The 22,536-nt window shown below is 73.6% G+C and carries 19 protein-coding genes; all 19 read left to right on the top strand.

The annotated features are described in order from the left end of the window. Positions 1-31: 31 nt before the first annotated feature. The 19 genes from arfB to der all read left to right on the top strand — a co-directional run bounded on the left by arfB (position 32) and on the right by der (position 21,638). Entirely contained in the window at positions 32-481 is a 450-nt protein-coding gene (gene arfB, locus ABD284_RS20020) for an alternative ribosome rescue aminoacyl-tRNA hydrolase ArfB (RefSeq protein WP_344145746.1), read from the top strand. A 418-nt stretch (positions 482-899) separates the two neighbouring features. Further along, positions 900-2,390, top strand: a complete 1,491-nt coding sequence (rpsA, locus tag ABD284_RS20015) for a 30S ribosomal protein S1 (RefSeq protein ID WP_344145743.1) — start codon at positions 900-902, stop codon at positions 2,388-2,390. Positions 2,391-2,504: 114 nt separating this feature from the next. Then, entirely contained in the window at positions 2,505-3,020 is a 516-nt protein-coding gene (locus ABD284_RS20010) for a GNAT family N-acetyltransferase (protein WP_344145740.1), read from the top strand. Between the two features lie 10 nt (positions 3,021-3,030). Next, the gene (gene coaE / locus ABD284_RS20005) at positions 3,031-3,624 is read left to right on the top strand and encodes a dephospho-CoA kinase (protein WP_344145737.1); all 594 of its coding nucleotides are present in this window, start codon (positions 3,031-3,033) and stop codon (positions 3,622-3,624) included. A gap of 338 nt (positions 3,625-3,962) precedes the next feature. Continuing rightward, a complete protein-coding gene (uvrB, locus tag ABD284_RS20000) occupies positions 3,963-6,059 on the top strand; it encodes an excinuclease ABC subunit UvrB (protein ID WP_344145734.1) in 2,097 nt (698 codons plus the stop codon). A gap of 325 nt (positions 6,060-6,384) precedes the next feature. Continuing rightward, on the top strand, positions 6,385-7,380 hold the full coding sequence (locus ABD284_RS19995; protein ID WP_344145731.1) for a GNAT family N-acetyltransferase: 996 nt from the start codon (positions 6,385-6,387) through the stop codon (positions 7,378-7,380). Positions 7,381-7,573: 193 nt separating this feature from the next. Further along, positions 7,574-8,482 carry a hydroxymethylglutaryl-CoA lyase gene (locus tag ABD284_RS19990; RefSeq protein ID WP_344145728.1) on the top strand — a complete coding sequence of 303 codons (909 nt, stop codon included), beginning with the start codon at positions 7,574-7,576 and terminating at the stop codon, positions 8,480-8,482. Between the two features lie 379 nt (positions 8,483-8,861). Next, positions 8,862-10,559 (top strand): CTP synthase, encoded by a 1,698-nt coding sequence (gene pyrG / locus ABD284_RS19985; RefSeq protein ID WP_344145725.1) that lies wholly within the window; start codon positions 8,862-8,864, stop codon positions 10,557-10,559. Between the two features lie 5 nt (positions 10,560-10,564). Next, positions 10,565-11,245 carry an NUDIX domain-containing protein gene (locus ABD284_RS19980; protein WP_386699311.1) on the top strand — a complete coding sequence of 227 codons (681 nt, stop codon included), beginning with the start codon at positions 10,565-10,567 and terminating at the stop codon, positions 11,243-11,245. A gap of 216 nt (positions 11,246-11,461) precedes the next feature. Beyond that, the gene (locus tag ABD284_RS19975; protein ID WP_425573289.1) at positions 11,462-12,490 is read left to right on the top strand and encodes a site-specific tyrosine recombinase XerD; all 1,029 of its coding nucleotides are present in this window, start codon (positions 11,462-11,464) and stop codon (positions 12,488-12,490) included. A gap of 205 nt (positions 12,491-12,695) precedes the next feature. Next, positions 12,696-13,652 (top strand): ParA family protein, encoded by a 957-nt coding sequence (locus ABD284_RS19970; RefSeq protein ID WP_344145722.1) that lies wholly within the window; start codon positions 12,696-12,698, stop codon positions 13,650-13,652. Further along, complete coding sequence (locus ABD284_RS19965; RefSeq protein ID WP_344145719.1) at positions 13,628-14,056, top strand: hypothetical protein; 429 nt, start codon at positions 13,628-13,630, stop codon at positions 14,054-14,056. Before ABD284_RS19970 ends, ABD284_RS19965 begins: the two co-directional genes overlap by 25 nt. Positions 14,057-14,119: 63 nt before the next feature. Further along, positions 14,120-14,944 (top strand): segregation and condensation protein A, encoded by an 825-nt coding sequence (locus ABD284_RS19960; protein WP_344145716.1) that lies wholly within the window; start codon positions 14,120-14,122, stop codon positions 14,942-14,944. A 152-nt stretch (positions 14,945-15,096) separates the two neighbouring features. Next, positions 15,097-15,639, top strand: a complete 543-nt coding sequence (gene scpB, locus ABD284_RS19955) for an SMC-Scp complex subunit ScpB (protein ID WP_344145962.1) — start codon at positions 15,097-15,099, stop codon at positions 15,637-15,639. Further along, entirely contained in the window at positions 15,623-17,077 is a 1,455-nt protein-coding gene (locus tag ABD284_RS19950) for a pseudouridine synthase (RefSeq protein WP_344145713.1), read from the top strand. The genes scpB and ABD284_RS19950 overlap by 17 nt, the downstream gene beginning before the upstream one ends. Before the next feature lie 91 nt (positions 17,078-17,168). Further along, on the top strand, positions 17,169-17,531 hold the full coding sequence (gene aroH / locus ABD284_RS19945) for a chorismate mutase (RefSeq protein WP_344145710.1): 363 nt from the start codon (positions 17,169-17,171) through the stop codon (positions 17,529-17,531). Between the two features lie 323 nt (positions 17,532-17,854). Beyond that, positions 17,855-18,961 carry a prephenate dehydrogenase gene (locus ABD284_RS19940; RefSeq protein WP_344145707.1) on the top strand — a complete coding sequence of 369 codons (1,107 nt, stop codon included), beginning with the start codon at positions 17,855-17,857 and terminating at the stop codon, positions 18,959-18,961. A 111-nt stretch (positions 18,962-19,072) separates the two neighbouring features. Then, positions 19,073-19,840: a (d)CMP kinase gene (cmk, locus tag ABD284_RS19935; RefSeq protein ID WP_344145704.1), complete on the top strand. Its 768-nt coding sequence runs from the start codon at positions 19,073-19,075 to the stop codon at positions 19,838-19,840. Between the two features lie 370 nt (positions 19,841-20,210). After that, positions 20,211-21,638, top strand: coding sequence for a ribosome biogenesis GTPase Der (gene der, locus ABD284_RS19930; protein WP_344145701.1), 1,428 nt, complete (start codon positions 20,211-20,213; stop codon positions 21,636-21,638). Positions 21,639-22,536: the final 898 nt, after the last annotated feature.

Below are 22,536 nucleotides of genomic sequence, written 5' to 3'. Positions count from 1 at the left end.
AGCGGGGACGTCCATCGAGGAGGCGTGCACCATGTCGGCACCCGGGCGCGGGCCCGGCGCTTCGCGGCGCGGCGAGCCGCCCGTCGAGCTGCGCGAGGCCGAGCTCGCCTGGCGGTTCACCCGCTCCGGCGGCCCGGGCGGCCAGCACGCCAACACCGCCGACACCCGGGTCTCGCTGTCGCTGGACGTCGCCGCCACCGAGTCGCTCACCGGCGACCAGCGCGAGCGCGCGCTGCGCCGCCTCTCGGGACGGCTGAACGGTACTGTGCTGACCGTTACCGTCGACGAGCACCGCTCCCAGCTGCGCAACCGCGAACTCGCCCGCGAGCGGCTGGCCGCGCGGCTCGCCGCGGCCGCCGCCCCCGGCCCCCGGTCGCGGCGGGCCACCCGCCCCACCCGCGGCTCGACCGAGCGCCGGCTCGCCGCGAAGAAGCGGCGCTCGCAGGTCAAGCGGATGCGCGGGCGCGGCGGCGAGGACTGACACGCCCGGCCGAACCCGGCCGGGCGACCGCGCGGCGGTGCGGGCCCCGGCCGGTCGCGGCCCCCGAGGGGCGCGGTGCGCGCCGCGCCGGTAGCATGCGCAGGTTGCCCCGGAGACCGGTTTGTCGGGCCGCTTCCGATTGACCTGGAGGGCCGCGTCTCATATTGTGGCAAGAGCGTTGTGGACTCGCGTGCGCAACTCGACCTCGGAGATCGTGCCGGTGTGACAGACCAGATCGCATACTCGACTCGACCCCCCGGGGCTATCGGGGGCGCGGCGGCTGGTCGGCATCCGGGGATTCGCTGAGAGGTCCGAGCTTCGGCTCGGAGCCCGAGGTCGTCTCAGGAGGTGCTGTTCGGCCGCGTGAATCCGCGGCGCACCTATTCTGCCAATGTCCGTATCCGGAGTCCACCCACACATGACGAGCAGCACAGAGGTAACCTCGACACCCCAGGTAGCGGTCAACGACATCGGGTCCGAGGAAGCCTTCCTCGCGGCGATCGACGAGACCATCAAGTACTTCAACGACGGTGACATTGTCGAGGGCACCATCGTGAAGGTCGATCGAGACGAGGTCTTGCTCGACATCGGCTACAAGACCGAGGGTGTTATCCCGTCAAGGGAACTGTCGATCAAGCACGACGTCGACCCGGGCGAGGTCGTGACCGTCGGCGACCACGTCGAGGCCCTCGTCCTCCAGAAGGAGGACAAGGAAGGCCGCCTCATCCTGTCCAAGAAGCGCGCGCAGTACGAGCGCGCCTGGGGCACGATCGAGAAGATCAAGGAAGAGGACGGCGTCGTCACCGGCACCGTGATCGAGGTCGTCAAGGGTGGTCTGATTCTCGATATCGGACTCCGCGGCTTCCTTCCGGCCTCGCTTGTGGAGATGCGCCGCGTGCGCGACCTCCAGCCCTACGTGGGCCGCGAGCTCGAGGCCAAGATCATCGAGCTCGACAAGAACCGCAACAACGTCGTGCTCTCGCGCCGCGCCTGGCTGGAGCAGACCCAGTCGGAGGTCCGCCAGACCTTCCTCAACACCCTGCAGAAGGGCCAGATCCGCAAGGGTGTCGTGTCCTCCATCGTCAACTTCGGCGCCTTCGTCGACCTCGGCGGTGTCGACGGCCTCGTCCACGTGTCGGAGCTGTCCTGGAAGCACATCGACCACCCGAGCGAGGTCGTGGAGGTCGGCCAGGAGGTCACCGTCGAGGTCCTCGACGTCGACATGGAGCGCGAGCGCGTCTCCCTGTCCCTCAAGGCCACGCAGGAAGACCCCTGGCAGCAGTTCGCCCGCACGCACCAGATCGGCCAGGTCGTTCCCGGCAAGGTCACCAAGCTGGTCCCCTTCGGCGCGTTCGTCCGCGTCGAGGAGGGCATCGAGGGCCTGGTGCACATCTCCGAGCTCGCCGAGCGCCACGTGGAGATCCCCGAGCAGGTCGTCCAGGTCGGCACCGAGATCTTCGTCAAGATCATCGACATCGATCTCGACCGCCGCCGCATCAGCCTCTCGCTGAAGCAGGCCAACGAGAGCGTCTCGCCGGACCAGGTCGACTTCGACCCGACGCTCTACGGCATGGCGGCCGACTACGACGAGCAGGGCAACTACAAGTACCCCGAGGGCTTCGACCCCGACAGCGGCGAGTGGCTCGAAGGCTACGAGACCCAGCGCGACGAGTGGGAGCGCCAGTACGCCATGGCGCAGTCCCGCTTCGAGGCGCACCGCAAGCAGGTCGAGGAGGCCCAGGCCGCTGAGGCCGAGGCCGGCGCCGAGGCACCGTACGAGGGCGGCGAAGCCCCCGCTGCGGCCCCGAGCGCACCCGCCGCCGCCGAGCCGGACACCGGCGGCGCCCTCGCCTCCGACGAGGCGCTGGCAGCGCTGCGCGAGAAGCTCGCCGGCGGCTCCGAGGGCTGACGCCCCCGGCCGCACGGTCGGCACGCGAATCGCCAAGGGCCGCTCCCGGAAACGGGGGCGGCCCTTCGCTATGCTCGCCGCAGCCGCCTCCACCGACCCCGCAACGGAGCAGCGATGCCCATCCCGCCCGAGCCGGTCATCGGCGCCGCATCGGCCGACGACGCCGGCGAGATCTGGACCCTGCAGCGGGCGGCGTTCGTCGACGAGGCCCAGCTCTACGGCGACCCGTTCATCCTGCCGCTGGCCGAGACCGCCGACAACGTCCGGCGCGCCGTCGAGGGCGCCGGCCACGTGCTCACGGCGGTCGAGGGGCACCGGATCGTCGGCGCGGTGCGCGGACGGGCCGAGGACGCCACCGGACTCCTCAACCGGCTCTGCGTGGCGCCCGACCGGCGCCACCGCGGCATCGGCCGGGCCCTGGTGCGCGCCCTGGAGGAGCGGATGGCCCACGCCCATCCCGGCCTCGCCGCGTTCACGGTCTTCACCGGGCAGCAGAACGAGGCCCACCTGCGCCTCTACCGGAGCCTGGGCTACACCGAGACCGGCCGCGAACGCATGTCCGACCACCTGGCCCTGGTCCACATGCGCAAAGCGGTCCCCGGCCGCGAGCCCCGGCCCGCCACCGTCTAGAGTCGCCGCCATGCTGCGTGTGGGACTCACCGGAGGCATCGGCTCCGGCAAGAGCGCCGTGGCCGAGCGCCTCGCCCGCCACGGCGCGCTGGTCATCGACGCCGACCGGATCGCCCGCGAGGTCGTCGAGCCGGGCACCTCGGGGCTGGAGGAGATCGTCGCGGAGTTCGGCGAAGACGTGCTGACCGGCGACGGCCGGCTCGACCGCCCGAAGCTGGGGCGGATCGTGTTCTCCGACTCCGCGCGCCTGGCCAAGCTGAACGCCATCGTCCACCCGCGGGTGGGCAGGCGGACCGAGGAGCTGATGGCGGGCGCCTCCTCCGACGCCGTCGTGGTCTACGACGTCCCGCTGCTGGTGGAGAACGACCTGGGCGGCCTCTACGACGTCGTCGTGGTCGTCGACGTACCGGAGGAGGAGCAGGTCGCGCGCGTGGTGCGCGACCGGGGCATGGACGAGGAGCAGGTCCGCGCCCGCATCAGGGCCCAGGCCACCCGCGAGCGCCGCCGCGCGAAGGCCGACGTCGTCGTCGACAACTCCGGCACCCCCGAGGATCTGGACCGCCGGGTGGCCGAGGTGTGGGAGCACCTGAGCAAGCGGGCCTGACCGGGGAGCCCGCGCCGGGCGGCCGCACGCCTGCGGCGGGACCGTCCTGCCGGGCTGATCGCTCGCATCAGGCGCGAGGGCACACCGCGCGGTGCCCGCGGCCTGAACATCGCGGCCCACCCGTGGAACCGGCGCACGCTCGTGAGCCGCGATGCCGAGGCCCGATTCGCCGACCTCCCCGGCGTACCGGCGATGGCGGCCTGACGCCGGTGGAGAGAGCGGGGCCGTGAGCCGTCCTGTATCGGCTGACCTGGGAATCCGCTGCGTGTGGGCCGTGTTGTCAGTGGGTGGTTATAGCGTGGGGGAGACATCCGGAACGCGAGGGGAGCTGAGGCGACGTGCGGCCGGTGAGCGACATCCAGCGCAAGAAGACGCCGTTCGAGGTCGTGTCGGACATGACCCCCGCGGGCGATCAGCCCTCGGCCATCGCCGAGCTCAGCCGCAGGGTCGGGGCCGGCGACCGCGACACGGTGCTGCTGGGCGCCACGGGCACCGGCAAGACCGCCACGGTGGCCTGGATGGTCGAGCAGCTGCAGCGGCCCACGCTGGTCATGCAGCCCAACAAGACCCTGGCGGCCCAGTTCGCCAACGAGCTGCGCGAGATGCTGCCCAACAACGCGGTCGAGTACTTCGTCTCCTACTACGACTACTACCAGCCCGAGGCCTACGTCCCCCAGACCGACACCTACATCGAGAAGGACTCCTCGATCAACGACGAGGTCGAGCGGCTGCGGCACTCGGCCACCAACTCGCTGCTCACGCGGCGCGACACGATCGTGGTTTCCTCGGTCTCCTGCATCTACGGCCTGGGCACGCCGCAGGAGTACGTCGACCGCATGGCCGAGCTCGAGGTCGGCATGCAGGTCGACCGCGACGACCTGCTGCGCAAGCTCGTCGATATGCAGTACGCGCGCAACGACACGGCCTTCACGCGGGGCACGTTCCGCGTGCGGGGCGACACCGTCGAGGTCATCCCGGTCTACGAGGAGCTCGCCATCCGCATCGAGATGTTCGGCGACGAGGTCGAGCGGCTGCTGACCCTGCACCCGCTGACCGGCGAGGTCCTGGGCGAGGACGACCACGTGTACCTGTTCCCCGCCTCCCACTACGTCGCCGGCCCCGAGCGCATGGAGCGCGCCGTCTCCCAGATCGAGGCCGAGCTCGCCGAGCGCCTCGCCGAGATGGAGGGCCAGGGCAGGCTGCTGGAGGCCCAGCGCCTGCGCATGCGCACCACCTACGACCTGGAGATGCTGCGGCAGGTGGGCAGCTGCTCGGGCATCGAGAACTACTCGCGCCACTTCGACGGCCGCGATCCCGGCAGCGCCCCCAACACCCTGCTGGACTACTTCCCCGAGGACTTCCTGCTGGTCGTCGACGAGTCCCACGTGACCGTGCCCCAGATCGGCGGCATGTACGAGGGCGACGCCTCGCGCAAGCGCACCCTGGTCGACCACGGATTCCGGCTGCCCTCGGCGCTGGACAACCGCCCGCTGAAGTGGGAGGAGTTCGTCGAGCGCATCGGGCAGACGGTCTACCTCTCGGCCACCCCCGGCAACTACGAGCTGCGGCAGAGCGGCGGCGACGTCGTCGAGCAGGTCATCCGACCGACGGGGCTGGTCGACCCCGAGGTGGTCGTCAAGGCCACCGAGGGCCAGATCGACGACCTGGTGCACGAGATCCGCGAGCGCGCCGAGCGCCGGGAGCGGGTGCTGGTCACCACGCTGACCAAGAAGATGGCCGAGGACCTCACCGACTACTTCGCCGAAATGGGCATCCGCGTGCGCTACCTGCACAGCGAGGTCGACACCCTGCGGCGGGTGGAGCTGCTGCGCGAGCTGCGGGTGGGCGAGTTCGACGTGCTGGTGGGCATCAACCTGCTGCGCGAGGGGCTCGACCTGCCCGAGGTCTCGCTGGTGGCCATCCTCGACGCCGACAAGGAGGGCTTCCTGCGCTCCTCCAGCGCCTTGATCCAGACCATCGGGCGCGCGGCGCGGAACGTCGCCGGCCAGGTGCACATGTACGCCGACAACGTCACCGACTCCATGCGCAGCGCGATCGACGAGACCAACCGGCGCCGCGCCAAGCAGCTGGCCTACAACGAGGCCAACGGGATCGACCCGCAGCCGCTGCGCAAGAAGATCGCCGACATCCTCGACTCGCTGGCGCGCGAGGACGTCGACACCGAGGAGCTGATCGGCTCCGGTTACCGGCAGACCAAGGCGCCGGTGCCCTCCCTGAAGCAGGCGGGCCCGGAGCGGTCCGAGGACATCTCCCGCATGCCGCGGGCCGACCTCGCCCAGCTCATCGACCAGCTCGGCGAGCAGATGCACCAGGCGGCCGCCGACCTGCAGTTCGAGCTCGCCGCCCGGCTGCGCGACGAGATCAAGGAACTCAAGCGCGAGCTGCGCGGAATGGACGCCGCCGGAGTCGGCTGAGCGCATCCGCGCAGCGGTCCGCCGCCCGTGAGCGGGGCGGCGGGCCGCCGCATGCCGTGGCGGGGTCGTAGGATCGCCCCAACAGCCGCAACCCGGCCCGAATCGGTTACCGTTGGACCCACCGGGCTTTGCCCCCGTGAAATTGCACAGCGTCAATTTCAAAACGATCGGGGAAACTCTTGTCGCAATCGCGAGCGAAGTGACTCTTGAGGCGCTACGGTCTTTGTGTCCGTGTTGCAACGGTACGTGACCACTGATCGGCTCCCGACAGCCGCGCCGGAGCCGAGGGCGGGTGAGTGCGGGTATGCGCGGCCTGGGAGGTGGGATGGGCGGTTATGTCGCCCGGGTGCGGAATGACGAGATGCCCGGCAGCGGTGCGGAGTTCGACCTGCTCGTCGATTCCGCCGCCACGCGCTGGCGCGAGGCCGACCCCCTGCTGCCGGTGCCCACGCGCCCGCGGAAGAGCACCTATCCGCTGCTGACGGTCAGCGACGAGGCCGGGCGGCCGGTCGCCACCGGCACCATGCGCTACTCCTGGCACCAGCCCGGCGAGGTCGGCCGTACCTGGGGCATGGCCGACCAGCACTGGCTGACCCCCGTCGTCGGCGGACCGGACCCCGGCCGGGCCCTGGACTCGCTGCTGTCGAGCTGGCGCGACCAGCTGCGCCAGCTGCCCACCGGCACCGGCTCGGAGTCGGCCGCCCAGCTCACCTGGCCGGCCCGCGACGTCGTGGGCGTGCCCGCGCTGCAGGCGCACGGCCTCCAGCCCTACAGCGTGCTGGCCGCCCGCGAGCGGCGCCGCGGGGTACCCCCCTCGCTGCCGCCGCGCGACGTCACCATCCGGCTGGCCGACATGCAGGACCTCGCGCCGATCGTCAGCCTGCTCATGGAGGAGCACCGCTACGAGGAGTTCTTCGGCGGCGTGTTCATCCAGCCGGAGACCCCCGAGCAGACCCGCCGCGTCGCCGCGCGCGCCCTGGGCCGCTCGCCCTCCTGGGTGTGGCTGGCCGAACGGCGCGGCCGCGCGGTCGGCCTGGTCTGGGTCTCCCCGCCCGACCGCGCCCGGTGGGCGGCCCCGCTGGTGCGGGCGGCCCCGGCCGCGCACATCGGCTACGGGGTGGTGGCCGAGGACGAGCGCGGGCGGGGGATCGGCACGGCCTTGGTCAACGAGGCGCACCAGGCGCTGGATTCCCACAACGTGCAGGTGACGGTCCTCAACTACGCGATGATGAACCCGCTTTCGGGGCCTTTCTGGAACCGCATGGGCTACCGCCCGGTGTGGACCACCTGGGAGGTCCGCCCCTCGCTGGCGCTGCGCTGAGCGGGGGAGGGGGCGGCGCGTGCCCCCGTCGCCGGAACCCGGTCCGGGCGGACGGCGCCGGTGAGTTCCGCCCGCAGGGATGGGATGATCGGCCGAACCGCCGATCGGTGCGCGGCGGCCGCACTATCCTGGGCCGTGCGGGCGCGTGCGCCGCACGCGCCCGCACGCCGACGTCGAGACGGGAAGTGGCGCAATGTCCGGGCAGCAGGTGGAGATCGTCGAGGTCGGGCCGCGGGACGGGCTGCAGAACGAGGAGACGCCGCTGCCGCCGGCCCGCAAGGTCGAACTGATCGAGCGGCTGCTGGCGGCGGGCGCCCGCCGGATCGAGGCGGTCAGCTTCGTCAACCCGCGGCGGGTGCCGCAGATGGCCGGCGCCGAGGAGGTCATGGCCGCCGTGCCGCGCCGCGAGGGCGTCTCCTACATCGGCCTGGTGCTCAACCGGCGCGGCCTGGACCGCGCGCTTGAGGCCGGCGTCGACGAGGTCAACGTCGCCATCCCGGCCACCGACGGCTTCTGCCGGCGCAACCAGGGCTGCTCGGTCGAGGAGATGAACGACGCGTTCGCCGGCATCGCCGCGGCCTCTGCCGACGCCGGGGTCCCCATCAGCGCCACCGTCTCCACCGCCTTCGGCTGCCCGTTCGACGGCGAGACCGACCCCGAGCGCGTGGTCGAGGTCGCCCGGCGCGCGGCCGAGGCCGGCGCGGTGGAGATCGCCCTGGCCGACACCATCGGCGTGGGCGTGCCCCGGCAGGTGGCCGACCTGGTCGAACGCGTGCGGAAGGTGGCGGGCGGCGCGCGGCTGCGCTGCCACTTCCACAACACCCGCAACACCGGGTACGCCAACGCCCACACCGCGGTCGAGCACGGGGTGACCGTGCTGGACGCCAGCGTCGGCGGATTCGGCGGCTGCCCGTTCGCTCCCGGCGCGACCGGGAACATCGCCACCGAGGATCTGGCCTTCCAGCTCGAACGCAGCGGCCTCCACACGGGCGTCGACGTCACCGAGACGGCCCGCGCGGGGATCTGGCTGGGGTCGCTCCTGGGGGCGCCTCCTACGGCGCTCCTGGGGCGCGCCGGCGTCTTCCCCTCCGGCGGGCGGTAGCCGTCCGCGCTCCCGCCGCCGCCCTCCGCGCCGACCGGCGTGGCCGGTTCCGGCCCCGGGAGAGGCGCGGTCCGCGGTCCCCGTCCGGCACCCGGCGGCACTCGCCCGGGCCGCCGCCCGGCCGCTCTCTCGCCGCCGCGCCCGGGGTATCGGCTGCGGGCGGCGCACGCGCGGAGCCGGCGTCGGACCAGGGCAGGCGCCTCACCATGGGGCCCGTGCCGGTCGGGTGCGTATCGGGGCGGGTGCGCGGCGCTGTTATTCTGGTGGCCCGTGGAGTCCGAGGTCGCGGACGGGGCGAGCCCCCTCCGGCGCCGGGCACCGCACGGGCCCTCCGATCCGAAACGGACGGCCCGTCGACGTACGACCACGGGAGCAACCTTTGGCAACCGCCGCGAGCACCAAACACCTTTTCGTTACTGGCGGGGTCGCCTCCAGTCTGGGCAAGGGCCTGACCGCATCCAGCCTCGGGCGGCTGCTGAAGTCGCGTGGCCTCCGCGTCACCATGCAGAAGCTCGACCCCTACCTCAACGTCGACCCGGGCACGATGAACCCGTTCCAGCACGGCGAGGTGTTCGTCACCGACGACGGGGCCGAGACCGACCTCGACATCGGCCACTACGAGCGCTTCCTCGACACCGAGCTGTCCGCCTCGGCCAACGTCACCACCGGCCAGGTCTACTCCAGCGTCATCGCCAAGGAGCGCCAGGGCGCCTACCTCGGCGACACCGTGCAGGTCATCCCGCACATCACCAACGAGATCAAGGCGCGCATCTACGCGATGGACTCCGCCGACGTCGACGTGGTCATCACCGAGATCGGCGGCACGGTCGGCGACATCGAGTCCCAGCCGTTCCTGGAGGCGGTGCGCCAGATCCGCCACGAGATCGGCCGTGACAACTGCTTCTTCCTGCACGTCTCGCTGCTGCCGTTCCTCGGCCCCTCGGGCGAGCTGAAGACCAAGCCCACCCAGCACTCGGTGGCCGCGCTGCGCAACATCGGCATCCAGGCCGACGCGATCGTGTGCCGCTCCGACCGGCCGATCCCGCAGAGCCTGAAGAGCAAGATCAGCCTGATGTGCGACGTCGACGACGGCGGCGTGGTCTCGACCCCCGACGCCCCCTCGATCTACGACATCCCCAAGGTGCTGCACCGCGAGGGCCTGGACGCCTACGTCGTGCGCCGCCTGGGCCTGGCCTTCCGCGACGTCGACTGGACCGAGTGGGACAACCTGCTGCGCCGCGTGCACCAGCCCGACCACGAGGTCACCATCGCGCTCGTCGGCAAGTACATCGACCTGCCCGACGCCTACCTGTCGGTGACCGAGGCGCTGCGGGCCGGCGGGTTCGCCGAGAACACCCGCGTGCACCTGCGCTGGGTGGCCAGCGACGACTGCGCCGCACCCGAGGGCGCCGAGCGCGAGCTGGGCGGCGCCGACGGCGTGCTGATCCCCGGCGGGTTCGGGGTGCGCGGCATCGAGGGCAAGCTCGGCGCCATCCGCTACGCACGCGAGAACCGCGTGCCGCTGCTGGGCATCTGCCTGGGACTGCAGTGCATGGTGATCGAGTACGCCCGCAACGCCGCCGGGCTGGCGGGTGCCAACAGCGCCGAGTTCGACGACAAGGCCGAGCACCCGGTCATCTCGACCATGGCCGACCAGACCGACGTCGTCGCCGGCGAGCGCGACATGGGCGGCACCATGCGGCTGGGGCTGTACCCCGCGGAGCTGGCCGAGGGCTCCATCGCCCGCGAGCTCTACGGCGAGTCCCGCGCACAGGAGCGCCACCGCCACCGCTACGAGGTCGGCAACGCCTACCGCGGCCGCCTGGAGGACGCCGGGATGGTCTTCTCGGGGCTCTCGCCCGACGGCCGCCTGGTGGAGTACGTGGAGCTCTCGCGCGAGGAGCACCCCTTCTACATCGCCACCCAGGCCCACCCCGAGCTGCGCTCCCGGCCCACCCGCGCCCACCCGCTGTTCCGCGGCCTGGTCTCGGCCGCCCTGGAGCACGTCCGGAAGGGCGCGGCCGGGGCCGCCGCGGCTCCGCTCGACGGATCCGCCGACGCCGCCGAGTGGGCGTGAGCGGCGTGCGCGGGCCGGGGGAGCCCGCACCGTCCGCGGCCGGCACCGGTACCGGTACCCGTGCCGGCGCCGTCCCGGCCGACCGCCCCGAGGCCTGGCGCGTCGAGGGCAGCGAGGTGGCCTACCGCGGTGCGAAGACCGCCACGCGCGTGGACCGCGTGCACATGCCCGGTCCCGACGGCGACGAGGTCGTCGCCCGCGAGTACCTGGACCACCCGGGGGCCGTCGCCGCACTCGCCCTGGACGACCACGAGCGCGTGCTGATGCTCAGCCAGTACCGGCACCCGGTGGGGCACCGCCTGTGGGAGCTGCCCGCAGGAGTGCGCGACGAGGAGGGCGAGCCGCCGCTCGCCACCGCCCAGCGGGAGCTGCGCGAGGAGGCCGGCTTCGCGGCCGGGGACTGGTACGAGCTGGCGGACTTCTTCCCCTCGCCCGGCTTCTCCAGTGAACGCATCCAGGTCTTCCTCGGCCGCGGTCCGACCCGGCTGAACGCAGACGAGATCGGGTTCGAGCGCGTGCACGAGGAGACCGACATGGAGCTGCGGTGGGTGCCGCTGGCCGAGGCCGCCGAGGCCGTGATGGCCGGGCGGCTGCACAACGGCGCCACCGTCGTCGGGGTGCTGGCCGCCGCCCGCGCCGCCCGCGACTCCTTCGCCTCGCTGAGGCCGGCCGGCATCGGCTCCTGAGGCCTCCCCCGGCCGCGGCCCGCGGAGCGCACCCCGGCCGGGGGAGGCGGAAACACGGCGCGATGTCCGGATCGGCGCCATTGGGCGGCTTGTCGCCGGTGGTCCTCTCGCGTGGGTTGCTGGGGGTATCGCCGTGTCGGGCCGCCGATGTCGTCACCGTGTGGCATGATCGCCCCCGAAACCCCCGGACGCGGCGGAAGGCGGGTGATCGCCACGGTGGCCCCAGAACAGGATTCCGCCCGCCCGCAGCCCGCCGCGGCGCTGCGCTCGGCGCTGTCCGGCTACCTCGACCACCTCTCGGTCGAGCGCGGGCTGGCGGCCAACACCCTCTCCTCCTACCGCCGCGACCTGCGCCGCTACCTGGACTTCCTGGCCGGACGCGGCGTCGGGTCCCTGGCCGCGGTCACCGAGCAGCACGTCACCGAGTTCCTGCGCCGCCTGCGCGAGGGCGACGCCGACCACCCTGCGCTGGGCGGCAACTCCGCCGGACGCGCCGTCGTGGCCGTACGCGGGCTGCACCGCTTCGCACTGCGCGAAGGACTGGCCGCGACCGACCCCGCCGGCGGCGTGCGCCCGCCGACCCCCGCGCGGCGGCTGCCCAAGGCGGTGTCGCTGGAGGCGATCGAGTCCCTGCTGGGCGCCGTGCCCGCCGAGGGCGATCCCCGTGCCCTGCGCGACCGCGCGCTGCTGGAACTGCTCTACGGCACCGGCGCGCGCATCTCCGAGGCGGTGGGCCTGGACGTCGACGACATCACCCGCGTCGCCCTCGGCGCCGCCGCGCCCCGCCCGGGCGAGCACCCCAACTCCGAGCCCGAGCCCGAGGACGGCGTCGCGGCGGTCCGCTTCCGCGGCAAGGGCGGCAAGGAGCGGCTGGTCCCCGTCGGCCGGTTCGCCCGCGGCGCCCTCGACGCCTACCTCGTCCGCGCGCGCCCGGTGCTGGCCGCGTCCGGTCGCGGCGTGCCCGCGCTGTTCCTCAACGCCCGCGGCGGCCGGCTGACCCGCCAGGGCGCCTGGGCGGTGCTGCGCGCCGCCGCCGAGCGCGCCGGGCTGAGCGACGTCTCGCCGCACACGCTGCGCCACTCCTTCGCCACCCACCTGCTCGACGGCGGCGCCGACGTGCGCGTGGTGCAGGAGCTGCTGGGGCACGCGTCGGTGACCACGACGCAGGTGTACACGATGGTCACCGTCGACCGGCTGCGCGAGGTCTACGCCGCCAGCCATCCCCGTGCCGACGCGGTCCGGTGAGCACTCCCCGCCGCCGCGGCGGGGACTTCGCGCACCGGCGGCCGCCCCACCCCGTAGAGTGTCGCGTTGAATGATTGTGCGCGGAAGTTCTAGAGTCGCGGCACGACAGCTGGTCGCTGTCGACATATTGAGTTTTTCCGACGGCCGGTGGGTCGGCGGGCGCCGCGACGTCCGCACAGTCCGGTCCGTAGGGAGGTCAAGGGTTGTGAGCTGGTCGGAGTACGACGATGAGGGGCCGGGGGCGCCCATCGACGAACACATGCCGGACTCCCCGGCGAGCAGCCCATGGGGGGAAATGCGCAGCACGGGGGCCGAACTGCAAGCGAACAGACCTAAGCCGGACTATCCGGATCCCGAGCCGCTGGACAGCCACGGCCCGGCACGGATCGTAGCACTGTGTAACCAGAAGGGTGGAGTCGGTAAGACCACCACCACCATCAACCTCGGCGCCGCGATAGCCGAGTACGGCAGACGGGTGCTGCTCGTCGACTTCGACCCCCAGGGGGCGCTGTCGGTGGGCCTGGGGCGGCTCGACCCGCGCGAGCTGGAGCTCACCGTCTACAACCTGCTCATGCAACGCGACGTCGCCGTCGAGGACGTCCTGCTCAAGACCGACATCGACGGCCTCGACCTGATTCCGAGCAACATCGACCTGTCCGCGGCCGAAGTGCAGCTGGTGGGGGAGGTGGCGCGGGAGCAGATGCTCTCGCGCGCCCTGCGCCCGGTCATCGACGACTACGATGTCGTGCTCATCGACTGCCAGCCCTCGCTGGGGCTGCTCACCGTCAACGCGCTCACTGCGGCCGACGGGGTCATCGTGCCGCTGGAGTGCGAGTTCTTCGCGCTGCGCGGCGTCGCGCTGCTGATGGACACGATCCAGAAGGTACAGGAGCGGCTCAACGAGCGCCTGGTGATCGACGGATTCCTGGGGACGATGTACGACCCGCGCACGCTGCACGCGCGCGAGGTGCTGGCCACCATCATCGACGGATTCGGCGACAAGGTCTACGGCACCGTCATCAACCGCACCATCCGCTTCCCCGACGCCACCGTCGCGGGCGAGCCGATAACGCGGTTCGACTCCTCGTCGGCCGGGGCCAACGCCTATCGCGGACTCGCGAAGGAGGTGCTGGCCCGGTGGCCAAACAGCGGTCACGCGTGACCCTGCCGGGGGCCGACGAGCTGTTCTTCCGCTCATCCGACCCCGTCGACCCCGAGCCCGCACACTCCACAGCCACGGCGGAGCCGCCGACACCGGGACAGCCGGAGGCCGATCAGGCCGACGGCTCCGCGGCGTACGCGCCGGCGCAGGCGCCCGCACCGCGGGGGATCCAGGCGAGCCCGCCGCGGCCCAGCGGGAGGCAGCGCCACGACGAGAAGATCACCGTCTACATATCGGCGCCCGAGCTGCTCGCTCTGGAGCAGACCCGGCTGGCGCTGCGCGGCAACCACGGACTGGCCGCCGACCGCGGCCGGATCGTCCGGGAGGCCGTGGCGGTGCTGCTCGCCGACTTCGAGGAGCACGGGGAGTCGAGCATGCTCGTGCAGCGCCTGAACACCAACTGAACAGCCCACCGCCGCGGCGGTGGCAACCTGGAACGATGAGCCGACCTGACACGAACCCGCCGTATGGCGACTGAGGAGGAGGCCGCAGACGGCGGGTTCCAGGTCCACCTGGACAACTTCGAGGGACCCTTCGACCTGCTGCTGGGGCTGATCTCCAAGCACAAGCTCGACATCACCGAGGTGTCCCTGTCGAAGGTCACCGACGAGTTCATGGCCTACATCCGGGCCCACGGCGAGTCCTGGGACCTGGACCAGGCCAGCCACTTCCTGCTGGTGGCGGCCACGCTGCTGGATCTGAAGGCGGCGCGGCTGCTGCCGCGCGGCGAGATCGAGGACGAGGCCGACCTCGCGCTCCTGGAGGCCCGCGACCTGCTGTTCGCGCGGCTGCTGCAGTACCGCGCCTACAAGGAGGTCGCCGCCCTGCTGGCCGAGCGGCTCGCGGCGCAGGGGCGCCGGTTCCCGCGGGCGGTCCCGCTGGAGGACCGCTTCGCCGACGCGCGCCCCGACGTCTTCATCAAGCTCGGCCCGCAGGAGTTCGCCATGCTGGCGGCCCGGGTGTTCACGCCCAAGGAGCCGCCGAGCGTCCCGGTCACCCACATCCACCAGACGCGCACCTCGGTGCGCGAGCAGGCGGAGATCGTGGTGCGGGCGCTGCGGGAGCACGGCGCCCTCACCTTCGCCGAGCTGACCGCGGACTGCACGGGTACCTTCGAGGTCGTCGCGCGGTTCCTGGCGCTGCTGGAGCTCTACCGCGCGGCCAGCGTCGGCTTCGACCAGCCTGAACCGCTCGCCGAGCTGACGGTCAACTGGACCGGCGACGTCGCGGGCGAGGTCGACGTCTCCGACGAGTTCGACCGGCACGGACAGGACAGCGAGGAGGAAGCGTGAGCGCGGCAGAGCAGGAGCGGACCGGGTCCGCGGCCGAGGAGGCCGGGCCCGGCGCGTGGGCACGGCCGGCGGCACAGGACGAGCCGGCCGGTGAAGGCGGTACCGCGGAGCGCGCGGAGGCGGAGTCCGCCGGGGACGGGCGCGGCGCCCGGCTGCGGCGCGACCTGGAGGCGGTGCTCATGGTCGTGGACCAGCCGGTGCCCGTGTACGATCTCGCCCGCGCGTTCGACCGCTCGGTCGAGGAGGTCGCCGCGGTGCTCACCGGGCTCTCCCGCGAGTACACCGAGCAGGGGCGCGGGTTCGACCTGCGCCAGGTGGCCGACGGATGGCGCTTCTACACCCGCCCGGAGTGCGCCGACGTCGTCGAGCACTTCCTCAAGGAGGGCCAGGAGGTCAAACTCACGCAGGCCGCCTTGGAGACCGTGGCCGTGGTGGCCTACCGCCAGCCCGTCTCGCGCGGCCGGGTCTCGGCTGTGCGCGGTGTGAACTGTGACGGTGTTATGCGTACCCTCGTATTGAGGGGACTCATCGAGGAGGCCGGGCAGGACCCGGAGTCGGGCGCGCACCTCTACCGCACCACCGGGTACTTCCTGGAGCGGCTCGGACTGCGAAACCTGGACGAACTTCCCGATCTCGCCCCTTTCCTGCCTGACGACATCGAAGGTTTTGACGACACCGGTGAACACGCCACGTAAGAACTCCCGGTCCCGCGGTGTGCGGGACTCCGACGACCGCCGCGCGGAGCGCGGGCGGTCCGCCCCGCGCGGTGAGCGCGGCGACCAGCGCAACCCCGACAACCGCGGCACGTCCGACAAGGCCGGCAAGCCCGGGAAGAGCGGGGGCCGCGACAGCGGCTCCGCCCCGCGCGGCCAGGGCCAGGCGGCGGGCCGCGGCTCGGCCCCCCGTGGCGGCTCCGACGACCGCCGAGGGCGCCAGAGCAGCGAGCGACCGGGTCGTCGGCAGCAGAGCGGCGGCAACCACCGCGACCCCGCGCTGCGCAACGAGGCCGAGCGCGCCCAGCGCTCCGGCGCGCGCGCCGAGAACAGCGGGACCGGCCGCGGCTCGCCGGACTCCCGCGACGCCCGTGCTCCGCGCGAGTCACGCGACACACGCGACACACGCGACACACGCGGCTCGCGCGGATCCCGCGAGTCCCGCGGCTCGAACCCCGGCGAGCGGCGCGACCCGCGCGTCTACACCCGGCGCCAGGAGCGCGGCGGCGCCCGCTCCTCGGGCGACCGCCCCGCGCCGCGCGACTCCCGCGACAGCCGCGTGCCCCGGGGCGGCGGCGCCGCCGAGCGCGACCTCTCGCCGGCCGCCCGCGCCAGGCTGAACACCCTGCGCTCGGAGTTCGACCCCGCCGACGAGGAGAGCCCTGGCGACGACCGCGACGCCTACGCCGACGTCCCCGGCGGTATCCGGCTGCAGAAGGCGCTGGCCCAGGCGGGCGTCGCCAGCCGGCGGGCCAGCGAGGAGCTGATCGTGGCCGGGCGGGTCAGTGTCGACGGCCACACCGTGCGCCGGTTCGGCGCGCGCGTGGACCCCGAGAACTCCGAGATCAGGGTCGACGGCATGCGCGTCGTCGTCTCGCCCGACAAGCTCTACTACGCGCTGCACAAGCCCCGCGGCGTCGTCAGCACGATGGCGGACCCCGAGGGCCGCCCCACGCTGGCCGACTACACCGGCGGCACCGAGGAGCGCCTCTTCCACGTCGGGCGCCTGGACACCGAGACCGAGGGCCTGATCCTGCTCACCAACGACGGCGAGCTGGCCAACCGGCTGACCCACCCCCGCTACCAGGTGGTCAAGACCTACGTCGCCAAGGTGCCCGGCCCGGTGCCGCGCGAGGTCGTCCGCGAGGTCCGCGGCGGCGTCGACCTCGACGACGGCCCCGTCGAGGTCGACTCCTTCCGCGTCGTCGAGAACGGCGAGCCGCAGGCGCTGGTCGAGGTCAGGCTGCACGAGGGCCGCAAGCACATCGTGCGGCGGCTGATGGAGGCCGTGGGCCACCCGGTCTACGACCTGGCCCGCACCCAGATCGGCCCGGTCGGCATCAAGACCCTCAAGGCGGGCACGATGCGCGCGCTGACGGCCGAGGAGGTCAGCGAGCTGTACACCACCGCGGGACTCTGACCAGGGCGCCACGTGCGGCCTGGCCCCGCCGGCGGCTGCGCCCGTCGGTGCGGCCGGGCCGCCCTACGACGACGAAGAAGGACGGGCGAAAGTGGCAGTACGAGCGATCCGGGGCGCTGTGCAGGTCGACGCCGATGAGCGCGACCTCGTCCTGGAGGCCACGGCCGAGCTGGTGTCGGAGGTCCTCCGGCGCAACGCGTTGACGACCGACGACGTGATCAGCGTGCTGTTCACCTCGACTCCCGACCTCACGTCGGAGTTCCCGGCGCTGGCGGCGCGCAAGCTCGGCTTCAGCGAGGTCCCCCTGATGTGCGCCACGGAGATCGCGGTCCCCCGCGCGCTGCCGCGCGTCGTGCGCCTGATGGCCCACATCGAGACCGAGCGGCCGCGCGCCGACCTCCAGCACGTCTACCTGCGCGGCGCGCAGGCGCTGCGCCTGGACATCGCCCAGTAGCGAGCGAAGCACCCGGCACCGGCCCCGGATTTCGGGGCCGGTGTTCGTCGTTTCGCCACCGCCGATGCGGTGGATCGCGGGCCGTGTCCGCGTCCCGGCGGCGGCCCGCGGCGGACCCGGTCGAGCGCGTCGGATTCCCGGGGATTCCCGGCGGGCGCCGGCCGTCCCGGCGGGGACCGGGACGAGCGGAGCGAGCGGGGCGCCGCACTCCACCGCCGCGGCGCGCTTGGCGCGGGGTGGACTACGCTGGGGCGATACGCAGGGTGCCGATGAGGTGCGCCGCGGCACCGGAGGGGCCGCGGCCGCGACGGACGGGGAGCGACGTGGGCAGGATCGAACGGGCGGTCATCGTGGGCGCCGGGCTGATCGGCACCTCGATCGCGCTCGCCCTGCGCGAGCACGGCACCCGGGTCGCCCTCAGCGACCCCGACCCCGGGGTTCTGCGCCTCGCCTGCGAGCTGGGCGCCGGCGAGCCGCTGGACGAGGACGCACCCGGCCGCCCCGCCGACATCGCCGTCATCGCCGCACCGCCCTCCGCGGTCCCCGAGGTGCTGCGCGCCGCCCAGGACCGCGGCCTGGCCCACGTCTACACCGACGCCGCCAGCGTCAAGCACGGCGTCGTCGCCGCCGCGGAGCGCGCCGGCTGCGACATGGCCACCTTCGTGCCCGGCCACCCGATGGGCGGCGGCGAGCGCAGCGGGCCCAGCGCGGCCCGCGCCGACCTGTTCCTCGGGCGCTCCTGGGCGCTGTGCCCCACCGGCAAGGCCGACCCCGGAGCGGTCTCGGCGGTGCGCGACCTGATCCGGCTCTGCGGCGCCGAACCCGTGCCGATGGGCGCCGCCGCCCACGACCGCGCCGTCGCACTGGTCTCCCACGGCCCGCACGTCGCCGCGGCCGCCGTGGCGGCGCGCCTGCTCGACGGCGACGAGGCGGCGCTGTCCCTGGCCGGGCAGGGTGTGCGCGACGTCACCCGCATCGCCGCCGGCGACCCCCGGCTGTGGTGGGAGATCCTCGGCCACAACGGCGGCCCGGTCGCCGACGTGCTGGAGGCCGTCGCCGCGGACCTGTCCGCCTGCGCCGCGGGCCTGCGCGAGGCCGGCGGCCGGGAAGCCGAGCCCTCCGGCCCGCCGCCCGAGGCGGTCGGCGGCCTGCTGGAGCGCGGCGTGCGCGGGCGCGAGCGCGTGCCCGGCAAGCACGGCGGCGGCCGCACCCCCGAATACGCCGTGGTCCCGGTGCTCATCCCCGACGAGCCCGACTCCCTGGGGCGGCTGTTCCTCGCCGCCGGCGCCGCCGGAGTCAACATCGAGGACGTGCGTCTGGACCACTCCTACGGCCTGCCGATGGGCGTGGCGCAGCTCTCCGTGGTCCCCGAGGCCGCCGAGCGCCTGTCCCGCGTGCTGCGCGAGCGCGGCTACTCGGTCCACGCGTGAGCGCTCGCGCGCCCGGGGCCGCCCGTGCGGCGGTGCCGAGCGGGCCGCCGCGCCTGTAGGCTGAGCGGTTGAGACGAGATGGATGCAGTACACCCCGGAGGAGAACACCACGTGAGCGCGCAGGGCAGCGCCGAGGGAGTCGTCGTGGCCATCGACGGTCCCTCGGGGTCGGGCAAGTCCAGCACGGCCAAGGGCGTGGCCTCGGCGCGCGACCTGTGGTACCTCGACACCGGGGCGATGTATCGGGCCATGACCTGGTGGATGCAGCACCACGGGGTCGACGCCGACGACGCGGCAGCCGTCGCGGAGGCGGCCGGGCGCCCGGACATCAGCATGGGCACCGACCCCGCCGCTCCCACGGTCCACGTGGACGGCAGGGACGTCGCCCGTGAGATCCGAACGCAGCAGGTGACGGCCGGCGTCAGCGCCGTCAGCGCCGTACCCGCGGTGCGGGAGCGGCTCGTCGCGATGCAGCGCGAGACCATCGCGCTGGCGCGGAGCCGAGCCGCAGGGATCGTCGTCGAGGGGCGCGACATCACCACCGTCGTCGCCCCCGACGCCCAGGTCAAGATCTATTTGACCGCCAGCGCCGAGGCCCGGGCGCACCGGCGCAGCGGCGAGCTGAGCGGCAGCGACATCGACGCCGTCCAGGCCGACCTCGCGCGGCGCGACCTGCTCGACTCCAGCCGCGCGGACTCGCCGCTGACCCAGACCGCCGACGCCCTGGAGTTGGAGACCACCGGTCTGGGCCTCGACGAGGTCGTGGCGATCCTGCTCGAACTGACCGACCGCGCCGTCGCGGCCGCGGGAGCGGGCGACCGGCCCGGCGCCGGCAAGGCGGTCGGCGAGAAGCAGGCCGAGGGCTCCGCCGCTCGCTGACGCGCCGCGCGTCCCGGGGCCGCGGTTTCGCGGCCGCTTCCGCGCCGCCGGGCCGGACCGGCCCGGCGGCGATGGCGGGCGGCGGAGCGAGGCGCTTGGGCCGCCCGGGGTCCGCGGATCGGCGGACCGGTTCCGGGCGGCGCGAGCGTAGGGCCGGGCGGCTTGGGACACCGGCGCCGCCCCGCCGCGTCCACCCGGCCGGGTGCACGCGGCGGCGGCACGCTGCCGACAGCACGACAACGCACGACAGGCGGCGGCCGACCGGCCGCCGGCGGTTCCGCCGCGCCCGGTGCGGGCGCGGCCAGTCATTCCGCCCCGCGGCACGCGATCCTGGGCGCGCGGGGCGGCGAAACCGGGAGTAGTGGAAGCGATGAGTGAGCACAACCCCGACCTCGACGGCCCGCCGGACGGCCCCGACGAGGACGTCGAGGTCAAACCGGTGGTCGCCGTTGTCGGCCGCCCCAACGTCGGCAAGTCCTCGCTGGTGAACCGCATCATCGGGCGCCGCGAAGCGGTGGTCGAGGACGTCCCCGGCGTCACCCGCGACCGGGTCGCCTACGACGCCGCGTGGCAGTCGCGGGAGTTCACCCTGGTCGACACCGGCGGCTGGGAGACGGGCGTCTCCGGGCTGGCCGAGATGGTCGCGCACCAAGCCGAATACGCCGCGCGGGCCGCCGACGCGGTCCTGTTCGTCGTCGACGCCACCGTGGGCTCCACCGAGGCCGACGAGGCGGTCGCCCGGGTCCTGCGCCGGGCCGGAAAACCCGTCGTGCTGGCCGCCAACAAGGTGGACGGCGAGCTCCAGGAACCCGACGCCCTGGCGCTGTGGAACCTCGGCATGGGCGAGCCGTTCCCGGTCAGCGCTCTGCACGGGCGCGGGACCGGCGACATGCTCGACGCTGTGACCGGCGCGCTGCCCGAGGGCCCGCCCGAGCGCGAGGAGGAGCCCGAGGACGCGCCGCGGCGGATCGCGCTGGTGGGCCGGCCCAACGTGGGCAAGTCCAGCCTGCTCAACCGGATCGCGGGCGAGGACCGCGTGGTCGTCGACGCGAAGGCGGGCACCACCCGCGACTCCGTCGACGAGGTCGTGGAGCTGGGCGGGCGGCCGTGGACGTTCGTCGACACCGCCGGCATCCGCCGCCGCTTCCGCGCGCTGCAGGGCGCCGACTACTACGCCACGGTGCGCACGACCACGGCGCTGGAGCGCTCCGAGGTCGCCGTGGTGCTGATGGACGTCAGCGAGCCGCTCGCCGAGCAGGACATCCGCGTCGTCGAGCAGGTGGTCGAGGCGGGCCGCGCCCTGGTGCTGGCGTTCAACAAGTGGGACACGCTCGACGAGGAGCGGCGCTACTACCTGGAGAAGGAGATCGACCGCCAGCTCTCCCGGGTCTCCTGGGCGCCGCGCGTCAACATCTCCGCCCGGACCGGGCGGCACACCGAGCGCCTCGTGCCCGCGCTTGAGACCAGCCTGGCGGGATGGGACACCCGCATCCCCACCGGGCGGCTGAACAGCTGGCTCAAGGAGCTGGTGGCGGCCACCCCGCCGCCGGTGCGCGGCGGCAAGCAGCCCAAGATCCTCTTCGCGACCCAGGCCGGCGCCCGGCCGCCGCACTTCGTGCTGTTCACCACCGGGTTCCTGGAGGACAACTACCGCCGCTTCATCGAGCGGCGCCTGCGCGAGGAGTTCGGCTTCGACGGCAGCCCGATCAAGCTGACGATGCGCATCCGCGAGAAGCAGGGCAAGGGCGGCGGCCGCAGGGCCTCGCGCGGCAGCCAGCGCCCCGACTGGCGCCGCTGAGGCCGGTCCACGCCGACTCGGCGCCCCCGCTCCCGCAGCCGGTCGGCTGTGCGGATGCGCTCGGCCCCGCGCAGACGACGGCAGGGTGCGGAATCGGCCGTCCCCTTCCAGCGCACGGGGGCCCGGGTCGGTTTCCCGCCTAGGCCTCGGCCACCCTCCGAGTTCCCGTGCTCGGACACCGACTGTGTGTGGTTTCCGGTGTCCGGACCGGCTGGTGGCGGGCTGAACCGGACGCTTCGCGTGATCTTCGGTGGCGTTGATGCGTATGTACTATTTTTCGGGGAAGTAAAGAGCGTACTTCCCGTGTGTGGCGTCCTCGGACGGCACGGCGCGGAAGTCGGCCCCATGGGAGGGGTGGGACCGCGGGAGGCGCCGCTGCGGCGGCGCCTCCCTTTTCCCGGCGCGGCCCGGGCCGCGCGACACGGCGGGGGCGGGCCCGCCGCCCGCCGCCCACTGGCGGAGGGCGGGTGGCAGACTCGGCGCTGCGGCCCCTCCGCGCCGCGGCCGCCGCCTCGCGACAGGAGGACCCCGGTGCCCGACCCCGGAAACCCCGCCCGCTCCGGCGCCGCATGCTCGCCGCCGTGCGGCGCGCCGCACGGCCGGGCGCCCTCCAGCGGCTGCCTCCCATCAGAGAGGCCGCCCGCGATGAGCGAGCGCATCGACGCCGCCGTACGTGGGACCCGGCGCGACCCCGCCGACATCCGGCGCGTCTGCGACGCCGGGGGAGCGATCGGCGGCGACGGCGCGGGCGCCCTGCGGGGCCCGCCGCACGCGCGGGTCGCGGAGCTGGCGCGCCTGGCCGTCGAGCCCGGCAAGGGCACCTTCCGTCTTCGCCCCCGCCGCGACGCCCGCGCGCAGGTCGAGCGCTTCGCCGCCGAGGCCGCACCGGCCGCCGGCG

It is taken from the genome of Streptomonospora arabica (assembly GCF_039531585.1).
Lineage (GTDB): Bacteria > Actinomycetota > Actinomycetes > Streptosporangiales > Streptosporangiaceae > Streptomonospora > Streptomonospora halophila.
The sequence above is the reverse complement of the archived record's forward strand: the minus strand, read 5'-3'. Positions and strand labels throughout refer to the sequence as shown.